At 73.2% G+C, this 20,100-nt stretch carries 18 protein-coding genes; 8 read left to right on the forward strand and 10 right to left on the reverse strand.

The window, feature by feature from the left end; genetic code table 11:
* Positions 1-12: 12 nt before the first annotated feature.
* The gene (locus ACFWVV_RS13410) at positions 13-1,002 is read right to left on the reverse strand and encodes a GlxA family transcriptional regulator (RefSeq protein WP_384358694.1); all 990 of its coding nucleotides are present in this window, start codon (positions 1,000-1,002) and stop codon (positions 13-15) included.
* A 237-nt stretch (positions 1,003-1,239) separates the two neighbouring features.
* Between ACFWVV_RS13410 and ACFWVV_RS13415 the strand changes: the two genes are divergently transcribed.
* Positions 1,240-1,836 carry a cysteine hydrolase family protein gene (locus ACFWVV_RS13415; protein WP_384358691.1) on the forward strand — a complete coding sequence of 199 codons (597 nt, stop codon included), beginning with the start codon at positions 1,240-1,242 and terminating at the stop codon, positions 1,834-1,836.
* Between the two features lie 150 nt (positions 1,837-1,986).
* Here the strand turns inward: ACFWVV_RS13415 and ACFWVV_RS13420 are convergent, their stop codons facing one another.
* The 3 genes from ACFWVV_RS13420 to ACFWVV_RS13430 all read right to left on the reverse strand — a co-directional run bounded on the left by ACFWVV_RS13420 (position 1,987) and on the right by ACFWVV_RS13430 (position 5,887).
* Positions 1,987-3,678, reverse strand: coding sequence for a phospho-sugar mutase (locus tag ACFWVV_RS13420; RefSeq protein WP_384358689.1), 1,692 nt, complete (start codon positions 3,676-3,678; stop codon positions 1,987-1,989).
* A gap of 596 nt (positions 3,679-4,274) precedes the next feature.
* Positions 4,275-5,084, reverse strand: a complete 810-nt coding sequence (locus tag ACFWVV_RS13425) for a purine-nucleoside phosphorylase (protein ID WP_384351562.1) — start codon at positions 5,082-5,084, stop codon at positions 4,275-4,277.
* A gap of 365 nt (positions 5,085-5,449) precedes the next feature.
* The gene (locus tag ACFWVV_RS13430; protein WP_384351559.1) at positions 5,450-5,887 is read right to left on the reverse strand and encodes a gamma-glutamylcyclotransferase; all 438 of its coding nucleotides are present in this window, start codon (positions 5,885-5,887) and stop codon (positions 5,450-5,452) included.
* A gap of 357 nt (positions 5,888-6,244) precedes the next feature.
* Here ACFWVV_RS13430 and ACFWVV_RS13435 point away from each other — a divergent pair, with 357 nt between their 5' ends.
* A complete protein-coding gene (locus ACFWVV_RS13435) occupies positions 6,245-7,684 on the forward strand; it encodes an NAD(P)H-quinone dehydrogenase (RefSeq protein ID WP_384351556.1) in 1,440 nt (479 codons plus the stop codon).
* Positions 7,685-7,832: 148 nt separating this feature from the next.
* Positions 7,833-8,813, forward strand: a complete 981-nt coding sequence (locus ACFWVV_RS13440) for a DeoR/GlpR family DNA-binding transcription regulator (RefSeq protein WP_384351553.1) — start codon at positions 7,833-7,835, stop codon at positions 8,811-8,813.
* Positions 8,814-8,880: 67 nt separating this feature from the next.
* Here ACFWVV_RS13440 and ACFWVV_RS13445 read toward each other — a convergent pair whose 3' ends face one another.
* Together ACFWVV_RS13445 and ACFWVV_RS13450 are read right to left on the reverse strand one after the other, a co-directional pair.
* On the reverse strand, positions 8,881-9,444 hold the full coding sequence (locus ACFWVV_RS13445) for a TetR/AcrR family transcriptional regulator (protein ID WP_384351599.1): 564 nt from the start codon (positions 9,442-9,444) through the stop codon (positions 8,881-8,883).
* A gap of 211 nt (positions 9,445-9,655) precedes the next feature.
* Positions 9,656-11,410, reverse strand: coding sequence for an acetyl/propionyl/methylcrotonyl-CoA carboxylase subunit alpha (locus ACFWVV_RS13450; protein ID WP_384351596.1), 1,755 nt, complete (start codon positions 11,408-11,410; stop codon positions 9,656-9,658).
* 465 nt (positions 11,411-11,875) lie between these two features.
* Between ACFWVV_RS13450 and ACFWVV_RS13455 the strand changes: the two genes are divergently transcribed.
* Positions 11,876-12,307 carry a hypothetical protein gene (locus tag ACFWVV_RS13455; RefSeq protein ID WP_384351550.1) on the forward strand — a complete coding sequence of 144 codons (432 nt, stop codon included), beginning with the start codon at positions 11,876-11,878 and terminating at the stop codon, positions 12,305-12,307.
* Here the strand turns inward: ACFWVV_RS13455 and ACFWVV_RS13460 are convergent.
* From ACFWVV_RS13460 to ACFWVV_RS13475, 4 genes are all read right to left on the reverse strand, one after another.
* Positions 12,288-12,890, reverse strand: a complete 603-nt coding sequence (locus tag ACFWVV_RS13460) for a Maf family protein (RefSeq protein ID WP_384351548.1) — start codon at positions 12,888-12,890, stop codon at positions 12,288-12,290. The genes ACFWVV_RS13455 and ACFWVV_RS13460 overlap by 20 nt on opposite strands.
* 134 nt (positions 12,891-13,024) lie before the next feature.
* Positions 13,025-13,153 carry a morphogenic membrane protein MmpB gene (gene mmpB / locus ACFWVV_RS13465; RefSeq protein WP_384351545.1) on the reverse strand — a complete coding sequence of 43 codons (129 nt, stop codon included), beginning with the start codon at positions 13,151-13,153 and terminating at the stop codon, positions 13,025-13,027.
* 99 nt (positions 13,154-13,252) lie between these two features.
* On the reverse strand, positions 13,253-13,459 hold the full coding sequence (locus ACFWVV_RS13470) for an acyl-CoA carboxylase epsilon subunit (RefSeq protein WP_384351593.1): 207 nt from the start codon (positions 13,457-13,459) through the stop codon (positions 13,253-13,255).
* A 50-nt stretch (positions 13,460-13,509) separates the two neighbouring features.
* The gene (locus ACFWVV_RS13475) at positions 13,510-15,276 is read right to left on the reverse strand and encodes an acyl-CoA carboxylase subunit beta (RefSeq protein ID WP_384351541.1); all 1,767 of its coding nucleotides are present in this window, start codon (positions 15,274-15,276) and stop codon (positions 13,510-13,512) included.
* Here ACFWVV_RS13475 and ACFWVV_RS13480 point away from each other — a divergent pair.
* The 4 genes from ACFWVV_RS13480 to ACFWVV_RS13495 all read left to right on the forward strand — a co-directional run bounded on the left by ACFWVV_RS13480 (position 15,275) and on the right by ACFWVV_RS13495 (position 20,045).
* A complete protein-coding gene (locus ACFWVV_RS13480; protein ID WP_384351538.1) occupies positions 15,275-16,231 on the forward strand; it encodes a biotin--[acetyl-CoA-carboxylase] ligase in 957 nt (318 codons plus the stop codon). The genes ACFWVV_RS13475 and ACFWVV_RS13480 overlap by 2 nt on opposite strands.
* Before the next feature lie 336 nt (positions 16,232-16,567).
* Positions 16,568-17,758 carry an adenylate/guanylate cyclase domain-containing protein gene (locus ACFWVV_RS13485; RefSeq protein WP_384351535.1) on the forward strand — a complete coding sequence of 397 codons (1,191 nt, stop codon included), beginning with the start codon at positions 16,568-16,570 and terminating at the stop codon, positions 17,756-17,758.
* Positions 17,759-17,827: 69 nt separating this feature from the next.
* The gene (locus ACFWVV_RS13490) at positions 17,828-18,631 is read left to right on the forward strand and encodes an enoyl-CoA hydratase/isomerase family protein (RefSeq protein WP_384351590.1); all 804 of its coding nucleotides are present in this window, start codon (positions 17,828-17,830) and stop codon (positions 18,629-18,631) included.
* An 82-nt stretch (positions 18,632-18,713) separates the two neighbouring features.
* The gene (locus ACFWVV_RS13495) at positions 18,714-20,045 is read left to right on the forward strand and encodes a diguanylate cyclase domain-containing protein (protein ID WP_384351532.1); all 1,332 of its coding nucleotides are present in this window, start codon (positions 18,714-18,716) and stop codon (positions 20,043-20,045) included.
* Positions 20,046-20,100 lie beyond the last annotated feature (55 nt).

Genomic DNA, 20,100 nt, shown 5'->3' on the forward strand with positions numbered 1-20,100 from the left:
CCCCGGGCGACCTCAGCCCGCCGGGGTGCGGAAGCGGTGGCGGTACTCGGTGGGCGTGGTGTCCAGCTGGCGGCGGAAGGCGCGGATGAGGGTGTCCGTGGTGCCGAAGCCGCAGGTGGTGGCGATGCGTTCCAGGGTGGCGTCGGTGGATTCGAGCTGATTGCGGGCCCGTTCGACGCGGACCGACTCGACGTACGCTCCGGGAGTCGTGCCCAGCTCCGTCTTGAAGATCCGGGTGAGCTGGCGTTCGCCGACGTGGGCGAACGCGGCCAGGTCCGGGACCGTCAGCGGGTGCGCGAGGTTGTCCAGGATGTGCAGCCGGAGGTCCTCGATGCGGCGGGTGGTGGGGGCCGGGTCGAGCGGGACGCTGAACTGGCTCTGCCCGCTGGGGCGTTTGAGGTACATCACCAGCTGGCGGGCGATGCGCAGCGCGACCTTCTCGCCGTGGTCCTCGGCCACCAGGGCGAGCGAGAGGTCGAGGCACGCGCTGATGCCCGCGCCCGTCCACACATTGCCCTCGCGGATGAAGATGGGGTCGGCGTCGACCTCCACGGCGGGGTGTTCGTCGGCGAGCTGCCGGGCCGTCGACCAGTGGGTGGTGGCGCGCTTGCCGTCGAGCAGTCCGGCGGCGGCCAGCAGGTGCGCGCCGACGCAGACCGAGGTGATGCGGCGGGAGCGGGCGGCCAGCTGCCCGACCCGCTCCACCACCGCGGGGTCGGCCAGGGCGTGCACGCGGCCGGTGCGGTCGATTTCTACCGAGCCGGGCACCAGGAGGGTGTCGACGGGGCGGGCGGCGACCTGGTCGAAGGTGGCGTCGGGGAGCAGACGTACGCCGGCGGAGGTGGTGACGGGCTCCAGGGACTCCGCCGCGAGCACGACGTCGTACCCGCTGCCGGAGTCCGCTCCCAGCTCCCTGCGCAGGAGGGCGAACACCTCGGGCGGCCCGGTGACGTCGAGCAGGTCGACCCCCTCGAACAGGACGATGACGACGGTGCGCTGCACGGGGGACTCCGGGGTGTTCGGACGGCTCGGCGTCAGTCGGACGGATTCGGCGTCTGTGGGGCGGCTCGGCGTCATTGGGACGGATCGGCGGCGGTGGGGTGCACCACCGCCGCGATGTCGGTATCTGCATGTTAGACGCCATTGCTGACATCCCTCGGCGCTTCTAGCGTGGTTGTCGCAGCTCACCGCGATCGGTGGGCGACCTGAATCCCGTACGACACCCGAGGCGGTACAGCCATGCCCACGACCACCCTGCGCGCACTCAACGGCCTCGACGAGACGCCGGCGACGCTGGCGGAATCGACCCTGATCCTCGTCGACTACCAGAACACGTACACCCGCGGCGTCATGGAGCTGGACGGCTGGCGGGCAGCGCTCGACGCGGCGGCGGAGCTGCTGGGGCGGGCCCGGGAGGCCGGGGCGAAGGTCATCCACGTCATCAACGACGGCGGCGAGGGCTCCGCGTACGACATCCGCACGGAGATCGGGCAGATCCACCCGGCCGTCGCCCCGGTCGACGGCGAACCGGTCGTCGTGAAGACGGCCCCGGACTCCTTCGTCGGCACCGACCTGGGCGAGCGGGTCGACGAGGCGGGCCACCAGGACGTCGTCGTCGTGGGCTTCATGACGCACATGTGCGTGCAGTTCACCACCCAGGGCGCCTTCCTGCGCGGCAACCGTCCCACCGTCGTCGCCGACGCGTGCGCCACCCGCGCGCTGCCGGTGCCCACCGTGGACGGCGAGCTGCCCGCCGCGCAGGTGCACCACGCCGCGCTGGCGACCGTCACGGACCTCTACGGGGTCGTCGTACCGACCGGGAAGTCCCTGGTCTGAGCCGACAGGCAGCGGGGGCCGCGGACTGCGGGGGCCACGGACAGCGGGGCCTCGGACCGCGGGGCCGCGGGCTCCGGCGGGGAAAGAAAGTGGAGCGCGGCACGGGTGGGTACCCGGTGCCGCGCTCCCTCTCGTTTCCGTCCGTACGGGTCAGATGCCCGCCGCCGCGGACAGGTCGCGCTTGATGGCGGCCAGGGTGTCCGCCGCCTGTGCGCGCGCCGTCGGGAGCGCCGCGGTGTCCGCGACCGGGACGACGACCTCCAGGTAGCACTTCAGCTTGGGCTCGGTGCCGCTGGGGCGGACGATGACCCGCGCGCCTTCGAGCTGGTAGCGCAGGCCGTCGGTGGGCGGCAGCGACGCGGTGCCCCGGGCGAGGTCCTCGGCCGAGACGACCGGCAGACCGGCGAGCGCGGCCGGCGGGTTCTGGCGGAGGCGGGCCATGGCGTTCGCGATGACGCTCAGGTCCTCCACCCGGACCGAGAGCTGGTCGGTGGCGTGCAGGCCGTGGGTGACGGCCAGCTCGTCGAGCAGGTCGAGGAGGGTGCGGCCCTCCTCCTTGAGCTCCGAGGCGAGTTCGGTGACGGCGAGGGCGGCGGTGATGCCGTCCTTGTCGCGCACGCCCTCGGGGTCCACGCAGTAGCCGAGCGCCTCCTCGTACCCGTAACGCAGGTGGTCGACGCGGGCGATCCACTTGAAGCCGGTCAGGGTCTCCTCGTAACGGATGCCCGCGTGCTCGGCGATCCGTCCCAGCAGGGAGGACGAGACGATCGACTCGGCGAAGACGGCCCCGGGACCGGCCGTGCCCTTGCGGACGATGTGGGCGGCGAGCAGCGCGCCCACCTCGTCGCCGCGCAGCATCCGCCAGCCGCCCTCCGCCGCCGCGTCCGGTACGGCCACCGCGCAGCGGTCGGCGTCCGGGTCGTTGGCGACGATCAGGTCGGGGGCGGGCTCGGTGCGGCGGGCCGTCGCGAAGGCGAGGTCCATCGCGCCGGGCTCCTCCGGGTTGGGGAACGCGACGGTGGGGAAGTCCGGGTCGGGTTCGGCCTGCTCGGCGACCAGCACCGGGTCGGGGAAGCCCGCGCGCGCGAAGGCGGCGGTCAGGACGTCCTTGCCGACGCCGTGCATCGCCGTGTAGACGGTGCGGGCGGTGCGCGGGGACCCGGGGGTCAGGACGGCGTCGGTACGCGCCAGGTAGGCCTCCAGCACCTCCTCGTCGAGCGTGACCCAGCCCTCGTCGGGGCGCGGCACGTCGGCCAGGGCCCGCACCGCGTCGATCTCGGCGGCGATCTCCGCGTCGGCGGGCGGCACGATCTGCGAACCGTCGCCCAGGTAGACCTTGTAACCGTTGTCCCGGGGCGGGTTGTGGCTGGCGGTCACCTCGACGCCGGCCACCGCGCCCAGGTGCCTTATGGCGAAGGCCAGTACGGGGGTCGGCAGCGGGCGGGGCAGGACCACCGCGCGCAGTCCGGCACCGGTCATCACGGCCGCCGTGTCGCGGGCGAAGTCGGCGGACTTGTGGCGGGCGTCGTACCCGATGACCACCAGGTCGTCGGTGGAACGGGGGTGGCCAGGCTGCTTCGCCAGGTACGAGGCGAGGCCGGCGGCGGCGCGGATGACGACGGCGCGGTTCATCCGCATGGGGCCGGCACCGAGCTCGCCGCGGAGGCCCGCGGTGCCGAACTGGAGGGTGCCGGCGAACCGGGCGGCCAGCTCGGCCGTGTCCCGCGTCTCGATGAGCTTGGCGAGCTCGTCACGCGTCTCGGTGTCGGGATCCTCGGCGAGCCAGGCACTGGCACGGGCGAGGAGATCCTGGGCGGGGTCCTGGGGGGTGTCCTGGGGCACTGGTCGCCTTTCGGGGTGAGGGGTGGGAGGGAGGACGGGAGGTGACGCGTTACGAGAGGTGACGCGATACGGGGCCTTGCGCGGTGGAACACCGGTACCCGGGCGGCCGGGCACGGAACCGGGGCGGCCCCACTTGTCCCGGGCGGCCGGGGCACGGACCGGGGCGGCGCCACCTGTCCGAGGCGGCCAGGGGGTACGCCCCAGGAGTGCGGGCGGTCCGGCACGGAACCCGGGCGGTCCCACCTGGCCAGGACGGCCCGGGGGAGACGCCCGGGGGCGCGGGGAACTGCGCGACCGGCCACGACGCACGCGCACGGTGAATGCGGGGTGCCGGCAGGCGGAGAAGGGGCGGGACCGGGCGCGGCGCGGCACCCGCTTCCCGCCTCGGTCCGCGGGGCGGGCCGGGGCGGCGCTGCGGTGTCCGCGCTGCGCCCGGTCCCGCCCGTCTCCGCGGGCTCCGCGAGGCCGCGGAGACGGACCGGGGCGGCGCTGCGGTGTCCGCACCGCGCCCGGCCCCCGCCTCCACGGGATCCGCGAGGCCGGGACCGGGCGGGACTGCCGTGTCCGCACCCGGCTCCCCGCCTCCGCGGGATCCGTCAGATCCGCTCCAGCACCCGGGCCAGCAGGCTGCCCATCCGGGCGGCGCTGTCGCGGCCCGCCTGGAGGACTTCCTCGTGGTTGAGCGGCTCGCCCGACAGACCGGCGGCGAGGTTCGTCACCAGGGAGATGCCGAGGACCTCGGCGCCCGCCTCACGGGCGGCGATGGCCTCCAGCACGGTGGACATGCCGACCAGGTCGCCGCCCATCACGCGGACCATGTTGATCTCGGCGGGCGTCTCGTAGTGCGGGCCGGGGAACTGGACGTACACGCCCTCCTCCAGCGTCTCGTCCACCTCCTTGCACAGCGCGCGCAGGCGCGGCGAGTAGAGGTCGGTGAGGTCGACGAAGTTGGCGCCGATGATGGGGGAGGCGGCGGTCAGGTTCAGGTGGTCGCTGATGAGGACCGGCTGGCCGGGGCGCATGCCCTCGCGCAGTCCGCCGCAGCCGTTGGTCAGGACGACGGTCTTGCAGCCGGCGGCGACGGCGGTGCGGACGCCGTGCGCGACGGCGGCGACACCGCGGCCCTCGTAGTAGTGCGTGCGCCCGAGGAAGACCAGCGCGCGCTTGTCGCCGATCTTGTACGAGCGGATCTTGCCGCCGTGTCCTTCGACGGCCGGAGGCGGGAAGCCGGGCAGCTCGGTGACCGGGAACTCGGCCTCGGGCTCGCCGAGGGCATCCACGGCGGGCGCCCAGCCGGAGCCCATCACGAGGGCGACGTCGTGGGTCTCGGCGCCGGTGAGCTCGCGCAGGCGGGCGGCCGCGGAGTCGGCGGCGGCTTGGGGGTCCGAAATAACAGATGCGTTCACGCGGAAGAGGGTAGCCGGTCCAGCCCTACGCGCGTAGATGTCACGGCGGACGGCAACGGGATTGTTGCGTTGGAGGATGCGACGAATGGGTGACGTGGGGTGGGGGTGGAGGGTGGGGCGGGGGTGGGCGGGGCCCGGGAAGGGGTGGGCGGGGCCGGGGTGGTGCGGGTCCGCCGGGGTGGGCGGGACCGGGTGGTGCGGGTCCGCCCGGGGTGGGCGGGACCGGGGTGTTCGACTCCGCCGGGGGCCGCCCCTTGCCCGCCCTTCCCCAAGCTCTCGGCTTCGCTCGAGCAGGGGAGGCCCCACTCGCCCCCGGGCGGCGGCCCCGCCGCCCAAGGTGACGGGGCAGTGGTGAGCGGCGGAGCTCAGCAGGGGCGCTTCCGGAGTTCCATGACGTAGTCGTGGGGGGCGCCTGCGGACTCGGCCGCGTCGGCCACCTCGCCCAGGTAGCGGGCGGAGGGCAGGCCGCCCTCGTACCCGTTGAGCACGTACATCCAGGTGGCTTCCTCGCCGTCCAGGGTGTGCACGCGGACCCGCATCCGGCGGTAGATGTCCAGGCCGACGCCCTCCCACCGGTCCATGGAGTCCTCGTCCATCGGAGCGATGTCGTAGAGCGCCACGAACACCTGGGAGCGCGGGGCTTCGACCACCGTGGCGAGCGAGCCGTCCCAGCCCATCTGCTCACCGCCGAAGGTCAGCCTCCAGTCGTTGAGCCAGCCCGTGCCGCGCAGCGGCGAGTGCGGTGCGCGGCGGGACATCAGCCGCGCGTCGAGGTTGCCGGCGTACGCGGCGTAGAGCGACATGCGTCCGAGGGTACGGGAGGGGCGCCGGTGCGGGAGGAAACGCCGGTGATCCCGTGCGAGCGGGATGCGGGCGGGCGCGCGTGCGCGACGGGGCGCACGGGAGGGGGCGGGACGGCCCGGGCGCGGCGTGCGCGCGGCGCGGGCCAGGAACAACGACCGTCGTGCCGTCCGGGTTCCCGTATGGAGGGCCCCGGGGCGAAGCCCGTGCCCGCGTGCGGGACAATGAAGCACGTACCGCACTCCTCCGGGGCGACCCCCCAGCACCCCAGCCGGGGCGGCAGACGGTCCGGGCGGCCGGTGCGGGTGCAGCGGACCCAGGCGAACTTCAGCACTAAGCGAACGCGAGGCGGACTTTTCGTGACCCGGATCGTGATCATCGGCGGCGGACCCGGCGGCTACGAGGCGGCCCTGGTGGGCGCCCAGCTCGGCGCAGAGGTGACCGTCGTCGACTGCGACGGACTCGGCGGGGCGTCGGTTCTCACCGACTGCGTACCGTCCAAGACCCTGATCGCCACGGCCGAGGTGATGACGACCTTCGACTCCTCGTACGAGGAGCTCGGCATCCTCGTGGCCGACGACACCCCGCCGGAGGAACAGAGCGCGCGCGTCGTCGGCGTCGACCTCGGCAAGGTCAACCGACGGGTCAAGCGCCTGGCGCTCGCCCAGTCGCACGACATCACCGCCTCCGTGACGCGGGCCGGCGCCCGGGTCGTACGGGGCCGGGGCCGGCTGGAGGGCCAGCAGGCCAACGACGGTTCGCGGACCGTGGTGGTCACCGCCGCCGACGGCACCGAGGAGCGGCTGACGGCCGACGCCGTGCTGATCGCGACCGGCGGCCACCCGCGCGAGATCCCGGACGCGCAGCCCGACGGCGAGCGCATCCTCAACTGGACGCAGGTCTACGACCTCGACGAGCTCCCGCAGGAGCTGATCGTGGTCGGTTCCGGTGTCACCGGTGCCGAGTTCGCCGGCGCCTACCAGGCCCTCGGCTCGCGCGTCACCCTCGTGTCGTCCCGCGACCGGGTGCTGCCCGGTGAGGACCCGGACGCGGCCGCCGTGCTGGAGGACGTCTTCCGGCGCCGCGGCATGAACGTCATGGCCCGCTCCCGCGCCCAGTCCGCCAAGCGCGTCGGCGACCGGGTCGAGGTCACCCTCGCGGACGGCCGTGTCATCTCCGGCTCGCACTGCCTGATGGCGGTCGGCGCCATTCCCAACTCCGCGGGCATGGGCCTGGAGGAGGCCGGCGTCAAGGTCAAGGACAGCGGGCACATCTGGACCGACCGGGTGTCCAGGACCACCGCACCCGGCGTGTACGCGGCCGGAGACGTGACGGGCGTCTTCGCCCTGGCGTCCGTCGCCGCCATGCAGGGACGTATCGCCATGTACCACTTCCTCGGCGACGCGGTGGCCCCGCTGGACCTCAAGACGGTCTCCTCGAACGTCTTCACCGACCCCGAGATCGCGACCGTCGGCTACACCCAGGCCGACGTGGACGCCGGCCGGATCGACGCGCGCGGCGTCAAGCTGCCGCTGCTGCGCAACCCGCGCGCCAAGATGCAGGGCATCAGGGACGGTTTCGTGAAGCTGTTCTGCCGCCCGGGCACCGGGATCGTGGTCGGCGGTGTGGTGGTCGCGCCGCGGGCCAGCGAGCTCATCCACCCGATCTCGATCGCCGTCGACAACAGCCTGACCGTCGAACAGATCGCGAAGGCGTTCACCGTGTACCCGTCGCTGTCGGGTTCGATCGCCGAGGTGGCACGCCAGCTGCACACCCGTAAGAGCGCGGGCGACAACTGAGCTCCCGCGCGGACCGGTTGACCGGCCGGGGCCCGAACTCGCCCCGGCCGACGGCCATATACCACTCCTGAGTGCTGTTTGCGACCAACTTCTGTTATCCGGCGCAAACTGCTGAAAACTATCGGCCGCTCAGGTTACTGTCAGTTTCGTGTTCGCTGCAGAACGTCGTCAATTGATCCTCGAAATGGTGCGGGCCAACGGGGCGGTTTCGCTCCGTGAGCTCGCCCGCGTCGTCCAGACCTCCGAAGTGACCGTACGGCGGGACGTGCGGGCGCTGGAGGCAGAAGGACTCCTCGACCGCCGGCACGGCGGTGCGGTGCTGCCGGGCGGGTTCACCCGCGAGTCCGGCTTCCCGCAGAAATCCCACCTCGCGACCGCGGAGAAGACGGCCATCGCCGACCTCGCCGCGGGGCTCGTGGAGGAGGGGGAGGCCATCGTCGTCGGCGCCGGTACGACCACTCAGGAGCTGGCGAGACGGCTGGCCCGGATCCCCGGGCTGACCGTCGTGACCAACTCCCTCCTGGTCGCGCAGGCGCTGGCACACGCCAACCGTGTCGAAGTCGTCATGACCGGCGGGACCCTGCGGGGTTCCAACTACGCGCTGGTCGGCAGCGGTGCCGAGCAGTCCCTCCAGGGGCTGCGGGTGTCCCGCGCCTTCCTCTCCGGCAGCGGTCTGACCGCGGAGCGCGGGCTCTCCACGTCCAACATGCTCTCCGCGAGTGTGGACCGGGCGCTGGTGCAGGCCGCGGCGGAGGTGGTGGTCCTCGCGGACCACACCAAGCTGGGCACCGACACCATGTTCCAGACCGTGCCGACCGACGTCATCACCCGGCTCGTCACCGACGATCCCGGCGCCCACGACGAGCGCGCGGCAACGGAGTTGCAGGCGCTCGCCGACCAGGGCGTGCAGATCGCCGTCGCGGGAGCGGGGCCCGGAGCGTCCGGGGCCGGGCCCGGCGGTGACGGGCTCCCGGCGGGGAGCCGGCAGCCACGCCGGGACATGCCGTTGCCGGGACAGCGCAGGACCCACCCCGGCGGGCCGGGGGCGCAGCTGCGCAGTGCGGCCGCCCTCACCGAGCAGCAGTCGCCCGCTGAGCGGGCCAGAGTGGCCGATATGCGACGCCGCTAGGCAATGCCCGGCCGGATTCCACCGGCCGGGGCATCCGGAGCTAGCGGGGCACCCGGAGCAACCGGGGCTAGCGGGGGCGCAGGCCGCGTACGGCCAGGGAGAGCAGGCGGTCCGCCAACTCCGGGTCGCCGGGCGACTGTTCGGCGGCCAGGGCGATGGCGTTGGTCAGCTGCATCAGGTCCCGGATCGGTACGTCGGGGCGCACGGCACCGGCTTCCTGCGCCCGCAGGAGCAGGACCGTGCCCGCCTCCCGCATCGGGATGCTGCACGCGGTCATCGCCGCGCCCTCCCCGGTGCCGTCCGTGCACGCGGAGGCCGCCATCAGGGCCCGCGCCAGTCCCCGGTACTCACTCGCATGAGTGATGATGGCGCGCAGCCAGCTGACCAGTGCCTCGCACGGGGCGGGGTCCTGGGACAACTCCTCCGCACGGGCGAGAAGTTCGTCCACCGCCTCCTGGAACACGGCGCTCAGCAGGGCGTGCCGGGTCGGGAAGTGGCGGTAGAGCGTACCGATGCCGACCCCCGCGCGGCGCGCGACCTCCTCCAGCGAGGTGTCGGTGCCGTGCTCGGCGAACGCGCTACGGGCCTCGGCCAGGAGCTTGCCGTAGTTGCGCCGGGCGTCCGCCCGCATCGGGCGGGGCGTGGGCACGGCGGGGGTGGTGGGGGGACTGGTGGTCGCCATGCTCACAGCATGCCACTGGCACCCTGCCCGGACCACGCGCCGGGGCCCCGGCCGCTGCCCGCCGGGAACGGCGGAGGGCCCGCCCTCCGGGGGGAGGCGGGCCCTCGTACCGGCCTTGTCGTACGAGAGGCCCCGCGGGCCGTCCCGTGGACGAGCCGGGTCAGTCCTTGATCTCGCAGATGAGGGCGCCGGAGGTGACGGACCCGCCGACCTCGGCCGTCAGGCCCTTCACGGTGCCCGCGCGGTGCGCGTTCAGCGGCTGCTCCATCTTCATGGCCTCCAGGACGACGATCAGGTCGCCCTCGTTGACCTGCTGTCCCTCTTCGACCGCGACCTTGACGATCGTGCCCTGCATGGGCGAAGTGAGGCTGTCGCCGGAAGCGGCCGCGCCCGCCTTCTTCGCCGCACGCCGCTTCGGCTTGGCACCGGCCGCGAGACCGGTCCGCGCCAGCGTCATGCCGAGCGAGGAGGGCAGGGAGACCTCCAGGCGCTTGCCGCCGACCTCGACGACGATCGTCTCGCGCCCCGCCTCGTCCTCGTCGCCCTCGGCACCGGGGACGGCGAACGGCGGGATCTCGTTGACGAACTCCGTCTCGATCCAGCGGGTGTGCACCCGGAAGGGCGAGGCGGTGAAGGCCGGGTCCGCGACCACCGCGCGGTGGAAGGGAATCGCCGTCGCCATGCCCTCGACCTGGAACTCGGCGAGCGCACGGGCGGCCCGCTGGAGGGCCTGCTCGCGGGTGGCGCCGGTGACGATCAGCTTGGCCAGCAGGGAGTCCCAGGCCGGGCCGATGACCGAGCCCGACTCGACGCCCGCGTCCAGCCGGACACCCGGGCCCGTCGGCGGTGCGAACGACGTGACCGTGCCCGGAGCGGGCAGGAAGCCGCGGCCCGGGTCCTCGCCGTTGATACGGAACTCGAAGCTGTGGCCGCGTACCGCCGGGTCGTCGTATCCCAGCTCCTCGCCGTCGGCGATGCGGAACATCTCGCGGACCAGGTCGATGCCGGTGACCTCTTCGGTGACCGGGTGCTCGACCTGGAGGCGGGTGTTGACCTCCAGGAAGGAGATCGTGCCGTCCATGCCGACCAGGAACTCGACCGTGCCGGCGCCGACGTAGCCGGCCTCCTTCAGGATCGCCTTCGAGGACGCGTACAGCTCGGCGTTCTGCTCGGCCGTCAGGAACGGCGCGGGCGCCTCCTCCACCAGCTTCTGGTGGCGGCGCTGGAGCGAGCAGTCACGGGTGGAGACGACGACCACGTTGCCGTGCTGGTCGGCCAGGCACTGGGTCTCGACGTGCCGCGGCTTGTCGAGGTAGCGCTCCACGAAGCACTCGCCGCGGCCGAAGGCGGCGACGGCCTCGCGCACCGCCGAGTCGTACAGCTCGGGGACCTCTTCGAGGGTGCGGGCGACCTTCAGGCCGCGGCCGCCGCCACCGAAGGCGGCCTTGATCGCGATCGGCAGCCCGTGCTCCCGCGCGAAGGCGACGACCTCGTCCGAGCCCGAGACCGGGTCCGGGGTGCCCGCGACCAGCGGGGCGCCGGCGCGCTGTGCGATGTGACGGGCCGCCACCTTGTCGCCCAGGTCGCGGATGGCCTGCGGCGGCGGGCCGATCCAGGTGAGACCCGCGTCGAGCACCGCCTGTGCGAACTCGGCGTTCTCGGAAAGGAATCCGTAGCCCGGGTGGATGGCGTCCGCCCCCGAGTCCTTCGCCGCCTGGAGCACCTTGGCCATGTCCAGGTAGCTGGCGGCCGGGGTGTCACCGCCCAGGGCGAACGCCTCGTCGGCCACGCGGACGTGCAGAGCGTCCCGGTCCGGTTCGGCGTACACGGCGACGCTCGCGATACCGGCGTCGCTGCAGGCGCGGGCGACGCGGACAGCGATCTCGCCTCGGTTGGCGATGAGCACCTTGCGCACGATGGCTCCCTCCATGCTGTGTCTGTAGTCCCGGGTCGAACCCCGGTCCCCCGGCCGGATTCACCCGAGCCAGGGAGCTCGGCGGATCATCGTGCCGAAAGGCTTCGCTGAAACATGCTGAGTTTAGGGACTGCCGACACGACCGCACGAGCAGCCCCCATGGGTGAGCTTGCCCACACGCAGGGTGATCCGACTGTCGCTCCGGCCGTGAAGACCCTTGTCGTACCACGGTACGACGGCTTGCCACCTCGCACAGTAGTGCCGCGATGTGGTCAAGGTCTCTGTTCCGGCGGCCAGCGGGGCGGGGGGAATCTTTGTGGGATCCCTACGAGAGGCCAAGGCTTTCTTTGCCGGGGCGCCAGCGCGCCACGAGCCGCGCCCCACCCCTTGTTGAACCTGTTACCCGTTAGTAGCCTGCGGCAGTCGCAGGTAACGAGCGGTAACACCGGAAAGCAGGTGGGGCGCATGGCCCGCAGGCCGACAGCCGTGCTGACGGGCGGTGTGCTCCTCGTGGAGGCCGTCGCGGTCGTCTTCGTCCACCTCGTGCTCGGCAAGGTGGTCGCCAACCAGTCCATGTCCCTGGCGGGCTCGGACCCCGACGCGGTCTCCGGCGCCACCTTCGCCCTCGGCGCCGTCTGCGGCCTCTACCTGGCCGCCTGTGCGTTCTTCCTGATCCGGGCCGGGGTCACCGACCGCGCCCCCGGTCGGCTCGGCCGCGTCCTGCTGGTGGTGGCCGCCGTGGTGCACGGGGTGCTGGGCGCGCTGTCGGTCGGCCTGGTGGGCTGGTGGGCCTTCGGCTGTCTGATGGCCGTGCTCGGCCTGCTCGTACTGAGCCTGCTGCTGTACGGCCCGCAGCCCTCGCGGGACGTCGTGTCCCTCAGGCCCACAGGTCGGTGATCGCCACGTCCAGGTCGGCGAGCAGGGTGCGCAGCAGCGGCAGGGAGAGGCCGATGACGTTGCCCGGGTCGCCCTCGATGCCGCTGACGAAGGGGGCGGAGCGGCCGTCCAGGGTGAACGCCCCGGCCACGTGGAGGGGTTCGCCGCTCGCCACGTACGCGGCGATCTCGGCGTCCGAGGGTTCGGCGAAGTGCACGGTGGTGGACGCGGTCGCGGAGGCACGGCGGCCGGTGGCGGTGTCGATGACGCAGTGGCCGGTCCGCAGCACGCCGGAGCGGCCGCGCATGGACTTCCAGCGGGCCGTCGCGTCCTCGGCGTCGTCCGGCTTGCCGAGCGCCTGCCCGTCCAGCTCCAGGACCGAGTCGCAGCCGATCACCAGGGCGCCCGCCGCCTCCGGGAGCGCGGCCACCACGTCCGCCTTCGCCGTCGCCAGCACCAGGGCCAGCTCACCCGGCGTGGGGGCGCTCAGCGCGTCCTCGTCGACGCCACTGACGATCACCTCGGGTGCGAGCCCCGCCTGCCGCAGCAGACCCAGGCGGGCGGGGGAGGCGGAACCGAGGACGAGGCGGCGCGAAGAAGTCATGGCACCAGGCTAGCCAGTGCGCGGGGCCGCCCGGGACCGGGCCGGGGCCGGGGCCGGGCGCGGAGCAGCGCGGCACGGCACCGGCGCGCCACCACCGCGCCCCGGCCGCAGCGCGCACTCCTCGGCACACCGCTTCAGTGCACTCCCGCCACGATCATCAGCACCACCATCGCCACCGCCAGCAGCAGCCCCGCGCGGCGCAGCATCGCCTGCATGTCGCGGAGCTCCTCGGGGGGCTCATTCTTCGGATCGGACCACAGCATGCCTTCGATAGTGCTGCCGGGACATCCGTGGCGCCTGAGTACGTGTACTCAGGCGCCACAGTGCGGAATGACTAATTCGGACTGCCCGTACGTGCCGGCTCAGGAGGGCCAGTACGTGCGTCCCCAGGTGCTCGGTCCGGGCCGGGGCAGCCGGTGGGCGGCCACCCTCGACGGGTCGGACCAGGCGGAGGCCGGGGCGTCCGGCTCCGGCGCCGCGGTGCCCGAGGCCGCGGCGCGCGCCTGGACCACCGCCAGTGCGGCGGCCAGCTCCTCCGGCGTCGGGTTGCCCCGTACGACCTTGATCATGTCGGCCATGGCCAACTCCCTTGCGGTGGCTTCCGGATGGGGCTGAGGGGCTAGAGCGGGATGTTGCCGTGCTTCTTCGGCGGCAGCGACTCGCGCTTGGTGCGCAGCTGGCGCAGACCGCGGACGAGGTGCGCACGGGTGTCCGACGGCATGATCACCGCGTCGACGTAGCCGCGCTCCGCCGCCACGTACGGGTTGAGCAGGGTGTCCTCGTACTCGGCGATCAGCTCGGCGCGGGTGGCCTCCGGGTCGTCGGCGGCCGCGATGGTGCGGCGGTGCAGGATGTTCACCGCGCCCTGAGCGCCCATGACGGCGATCTGGGCGGTCGGCCAGGCCAGGTTGAGGTCCGCACCCAGGTGCTTGGAGCCCATCACGTCGTACGCGCCGCCGAAGGCCTTGCGGGTGATGACGGTGATGAGCGGGACGGTCGCCTCGGCGTACGCGTAGATCAGCTTGGCGCCGCGCCGGATGATGCCGTTGTACTCCTGCTCCACGCCGGGCAGGAAGCCCGGCACGTCCACGAAGGTGAGCACGGGCACGTTGAAGGCGTCGCAGGTGCGTACGAAGCGGGCGGCCTTCTCACTCGCGTTGATGTCCAGACAGCCCGCGAACTGCATCGGCTGGTTGGCGACGATGCCCACCGGGTGCCCCTCCACGCGGCCGAAGCCGGTGAGGATGTTCGGCGCGAACAGGGCCTGGGTCTCCAGGAACTCGCCGTCGTCCAGGACGTGCTCGATCGCCGTGTGCATGTCGTACGGCTGGTTGGCGCTGTCCGGGATCAGGGTGTCCAGCGCCCGGTCCTCGTCGGTGGTCTCCAGGTCCGCCTCCTCGGGGAAGGCCGGGGCCTCGCTGAGGTTGTTCGAGGGCAGGTAGGAGAGGAGCGACTTGACGTACTCGATGGCGTCCTTCTCGTCGCCCGCCATGTGGTGCGCGACACCGGAGGTGGTGTTGTGGGTGCGCGCGCCGCCCAGGTCCTCGAAGCCGACGTCCTCACCCGTCACCGTCTTGATGACGTCGGGACCCGTGATGAACATGTGCGAGGTCTGGTCGACCATCACCGTGAAATCGGTGATCGCGGGGGAGTAGACCGCGCCGCCCGCGCACGGGCCGACGATGAGCGAGATCTGCGGGACGACACCGGAGGCGTGCACGTTGCGGCGGAAGATCTCCGCGAACAGACCGAGCGCGACGACACCCTCCTGGATGCGCGCGCCGCCGCCGTCGTTGATGCCGACGACCGGGCAGCCGGTCTTCAGCGCGAAGTCCATCACCTTGACGATCTTCTCGCCGTACACCTCGCCGAGCGAGCCGCCGAAGATGGTGAAGTCCTGCGAGTACACGCAGACCGGGCGGCCGTCGACGGTGCCGTAACCGGTGACGACGCCGTCGCCGTACGGGCGGTTCTTCTCGATGCCGAAGTTGGTGGAGCGGTGCCTGGCGAACTCGTCCAGCTCCACGAACGAACCCTCGTCCATGAGGAGTTCGATGCGCTCGCGGGCCGTCAGCTTGCCCTTGGCGTGCTGCTTCTCCACCGCACGCTCGGACCCCGCGTGCGTGGCCTCCTCGATGCGGCGGCGCAGATCCGCGATCTTCCCTGCGGTGGTGTGGCTGTTCTGATCGGAATTGCGGGCGGTCTCTGCGGGCTCTGCGGCTTCGGACACGAGGGTGCGGCTCCCTGCTTCGGCTGCGTACGCCTCGATCGGTGTCAACTGCACGGTGTCGACAGCGAGACGGTACGGACGGCTACTGGTCCGTAGCGTAATGGCGGGACTGCCGGTCGGCAGTGCGTCGTATGCCACACCTAGGCTGGGTTGCATGACGCCTCCCCCTGATGCTTCGGACAGCACGCCGGACCCCGGCGCGGGCCGCACACCCGGGCGCACCCCGGAGGGCACGCCCGGCCGCACCCCGGACGGCACCCCGGGCCGTGCCGCGCCCGGCGGCCGCTGGAGCGACCTCGAACGGCCGCCGCTCAACGCCGCGGCACTGCGGCGCGCCCTGGTGCGCGAGGGCTCCCTGTGGAGCTCCCTCGACGTCGTCGCGACGACCGGCTCCACCCACAGCGACCTGGCCGGGCGGGCCGGCTCCCTCCAGGAAGGGGCCGTGCTGGTCGCCGAGGAGCAGACGCGCGGGCGCGGCCGTCTTGACCGGAGCTGGACGGCGCCCGCCAGGTCCGGACTGTTCTTCTCGGTGTACCTGGAGCCTGGCGACGGGGTGCCCGCCGAACGCTGGGGCTGGCTGCCGCTGCTCACCGGCGTGGCCGTGGCCACCGCGCTGTCCCGGGCGGCGGGCGTGGACACCGCCCTGAAGTGGCCGAACGACCTGCTGGTGACCGTGGAAGGCGAGGAGCGCAAGGCCGGCGGCATCCTCGCGGAGCGGGTGGGGGAGGGCGTCGTCGTCGGCGTCGGCCTCAACGTCTCGCTGAGCGCTGACGAACTGCCCGTCCCGACGGCCGGGTCGCTCGCCCTGGCGGGCGCGGCCTCACTGGACCGCGACCCGCTGCTGCGCGCCGTGCTCCGGTCCCTCGAACAGTGGTACGGCGACTGGCGTACGGCGGGCGGCGACCCGGCGGGCAGCCGCCTCCAGGAGGCGTACGCGGCAGGCTGCTCCACCCTGGGCCGCACGGTCCGTGCCGAACTCCCCGGCGGCCACACCCTCACGGGCGAGGCGGTGGCGGTCGACGGCGACGGACGGCTGGTGCTGGGCACGGCGGAGGGGGTGCAGCGGCCGGTCGGCGCGGGAGACATCGTCCATCTGCGGCCACAGGGGTAGCCGGGGGCGGCCGGATGCGTGGGGGAGCGGCTCCCCGGGCGGGGGCGGCCGGTGCGGGGGTGGTACTTCCGGGCGGGGGCGGCCGGTGCGTGCGGGGGGTGGTACCTCCGGGCGGAGGCGGTCGGGGCGCGCGAGTGGTCCTTCCGGGCGGGGGCGGTCGGGGCGCGCAGGGGTGCTGTTTCCTGGCGGCCGGGACGCGTCACAGGTCACGCGTGCCACCAGGAGTGAGCCACGGCACATCTGCCGTATCGTTGACCCGACCCGCCTCAGCGGGTCGGGCGACAGATCGACAGGCGGCGGCAGAGCAGTGCGCAGGGAACGGGCAGGAGGCGGCAGGTGACCGTCGAGGACACCACGTCCGACGGGGACTCGGACCCCCACCCCTCTACTCCGGCGACCCCGCAACCGGGGGCCGGGCAGAGCGCCTCCCCCGTGTTCCACGAGGTCGACCACACCGCCGTGCCCTCGGCCGACCCGCTCGCCATCCGGCTCGAACAGCTCATTCTCGGGGCCGAGCGCCGCTACACCGCCTTCCAGGCTGCCCGTACCGCGGGTGTCTCGATGGACCTCGCGTCCCGGTTCTGGCGGGCCATGGGCTTCCCGGACATCGGGCAGGCCAAGGCCCTCACCGAGGCCGACGTACTGGCCCTGCGGCGGCTGGCCGGTCTCGTCGAGGCGGGGCTGCTGAGCGAGCCGATGGCGGTGCAGGTGGCCCGGTCGACCGGGCAGACCACCGCCCGACTGGCCGAGTGGCAGATCGACAGTTTCCTGGAGGGGCTGACCGAGCCCCCCGAGCCCGGCATGACCCGTACCGAGGTCACCTACCCCCTGGTCGAGCTCCTCCTCCCCGAGCTGGAGGAGTTCCTGGTCTACGTGTGGCGGCGCCAGCTCGCCGCCGCGACCGGCCGGGTCGTCCAGGCCGCCGACGACGACGAGATGGTGGACCGGCGCCTCGCCGTCGGCTTCGCCGACCTGGTCGGCTTCACCCGCCTCACCCGCCGTCTGGAGGAGGAGGAACTCGGCGAGCTGGTCGAGGCGTTCGAGACCACCTGCGCCGACCTCGTGGCCGCGCACGGCGGGCGGCTCATCAAGACCCTCGGCGACGAGGTCCTCTACTGCGCCGACGACGCGGGTACGGCGGCCGAGATCGCGCTGCGCCTCATCGAGACGCTCTCCCACGACCAGACCATGCCCGCCCTGCGCGTCGGCATCGCCTTCGGCACCGTGACGACCCGGATGGGCGACGTCTTCGGTACGACGGTGAACCTGGCCAGCCGGCTCACCTCGATAGCTCCCAAGGACACCGTCCTGGTCGACGGCGCGCTCGCCGAGGAGCTGTCGCGCACCGGTGACGCGCCCGTCTCCGAGGCGGAGGCCGCGACCGAGGCGGAGAAGGCGGCCCAGGAGGGCACCGAGTCCCCGACGTACCGCTTCGCCCTCCAGCCGATGTGGCAGCGGCCGGTGCGCGGTCTCGGGATAGTGGAGCCGTGGATGCTGGCCCGCCGCGCGAAGCCCGACACCGCCTGAGCCCTTGACCGCGTGTCTAGGATCCTTTCGGAAACGATCGTTAACCGGGAGGGTGCAGTCGTGGCAGACATGGGCGAGCAGCGGTACGGAGAATTCGTAGCGGTACGACGCCACGGTGACGGTGGCCATGTCGCCGAGCTGGTACTCGACCGGCCCAAGGCGATGAACGCGGTGTCCAGCGCGATGGCCGCCTCCCTCGCGGGCGCCTGCGACGCGCTGGCCGCCGACCCCACCGTCCGTACCACCGTCCTCACCTCCTCGAACGACCGCGCCTTCTGCGTCGGCGCGGACCTCAAGGAGCGCAACTCCTTCACCGACGCCGAACTCGTCCGCCAGCGGCCCACCGCCCGTGCCGCGTACACCGGTGTCCTCGACCTCCCCATGCCGACGATCGCCGCCGTGCACGGGTTCGCCCTCGGCGGCGGGTACGAGCTGGCGCTCGCCTGCGATGTGATCGTGGCCGACGCGAGTGCCGTGGTCGGCCTCCCGGAGGTGTCCGTCGGCGTCATCCCCGGCGGCGGCGGTACGCAGCTGCTGCCGCGCCGGGTCGGGGCGGCACGGGCGGCGGAGCTGGTGTTCACCGCGCGCCGGGTGGAGGCGGCCGAAGCGGTGCGGCTGGGCCTGGTCGACGTACTGACGGAGTCGGACGACGCCCGCGCGGAGGCCCTCGCGCTGGCCGCCCGGATGGCGGCGAACTCCCCGGTCGGCCTGCGCGCCGCGAAGAAGGCGCTGCGGCTCGGGCAGGGGCTGGACCTGCGGGCCGGTCTCGAGGTGGAGGACGCGGCCTGGCGTTCGGTGGCGTTCTCGGGGGACCGGGCGGAGGGCGTGGCGGCGTTCAACGAGAAGCGGAAGCCGCAGTGGCCGGGGGAGTGAGGTTTCCGCCGCGGTGAGGTGACTCCCGGAGCGACTGCCGCGCCGGGAGGGGGAACGTGCAAAACGGGCCTAACCTGTACGAATGGGTGAGGACGTACGGGTGCGGGCCGTGGTCGCGCTGGCACAGGCGATGGCGGCCGCGCACACCCAGCGGGAGAGCTGGCGGGCGGCTGCGCTGGGTGCGCGGGACGCGCTGGGCGGCAGCTTCGCCGCGCTCTCGGTCTGGGAGCGGGAGGCCGGCCGGCTCCGGGTCCTCGTCAACGAGGGGGACAGGGTGCCGGGCGAGGTGGAATTCCCCGACGACGAGACGTATCCGGTGCACCAGTTCCCTGAGATCACCGAGTTCCTGCACGAGCAGTGGGCGGGCGGCGGGGAACCGAACGCCTGGGTGGAGACGGCGGACGGCCTGCCGGGCCGGGCGGACTCCTGCACGACGGCGACCGGGGGCGGCGGGGGCCGGGACCGAGGCCGAGGTGGTCACGCGGAGGGTGGAGACGGGGGCCGTGGCGGGGGTGGTGCTGCGGAGGGCAGCCGCCGTGGTCTTGGTGGGGATGCGGACGCCGATGGCGTGGAGTCCCAGGACGCGGGCTACTGCCACCAGCGGGTGGCCGCGCTGCGGCGGCGCGGGCGGGGCTGCTGCGTGGTCGCGCCGATCGTGCTGCACGGCAGGGCGTGGGGCGAGCTGTACGTGGCCCGGCAGCCCGGGCGGCCGGTGTTCGGGCGGGCGGACGCGGACTTCGCGACCGTACTCGCGTCGGTGATCGCGGCCGGGATCGTCCAGACCGAGCGGCTGGAGGAGGTCCGGAAGCTGGCCTTCACCGACCCGCTGACCGGCCTCGCCAACCGGCGCGCCGTCGACATACGCCTCGACGAGGCACTGGAGGCGCACCGCACGGTGCGCGCGGTGGTCAGCCTGGTCGTCTGCGACGTCAACGGCCTCAAGCAGGTCAACGACACCCTCGGCCACGCCACCGGCGACCGCCTGCTGGAACGCTTCGGCAGCGTGCTGTCCCTGTGCGGGGCGATGCTCCCGGGAACCCTGGCCGCCCGGCTCGGCGGCGACGAGTTCTGCCTGCTGTCGGTGGGGCCCGGGGCGGACGAAGTGGTCGCGGTGGCGGACGAACTGTGCGTACGGGCACTCGAGTTGGAGTACGGGGACGGCGTCGCGTGCGGCGTCGCGTCGACGGGCGACCCGATCGGCGAGGTCACGTCGGCCCGCCGGCTGTTCCGGCTGGCGGACGCGGCGCAGTACCGGGCGAAGGCCGCCCGTTCCCCCCGGCCGGTGGTGGCCGGCCGCGACGGCACGGTGCTCCCCCTGGCGGAGTCCCTCCGCAACGGCCCGACGCGGGGTGGCGACCGCCGCCGCTTCAGGGGAGCGGGCGGTGAGCACCGGGCGGGCGACCGGGACCGGTGACCGATTGGACCGGTGACCGATTGGACCCGTGACCGACCGGACCGACCGGCGCCCC

It is taken from the genome of Streptomyces sp. NPDC058663, assembly GCF_042716745.1.
Taxonomy (GTDB): domain Bacteria; phylum Actinomycetota; class Actinomycetes; order Streptomycetales; family Streptomycetaceae; genus Streptomyces.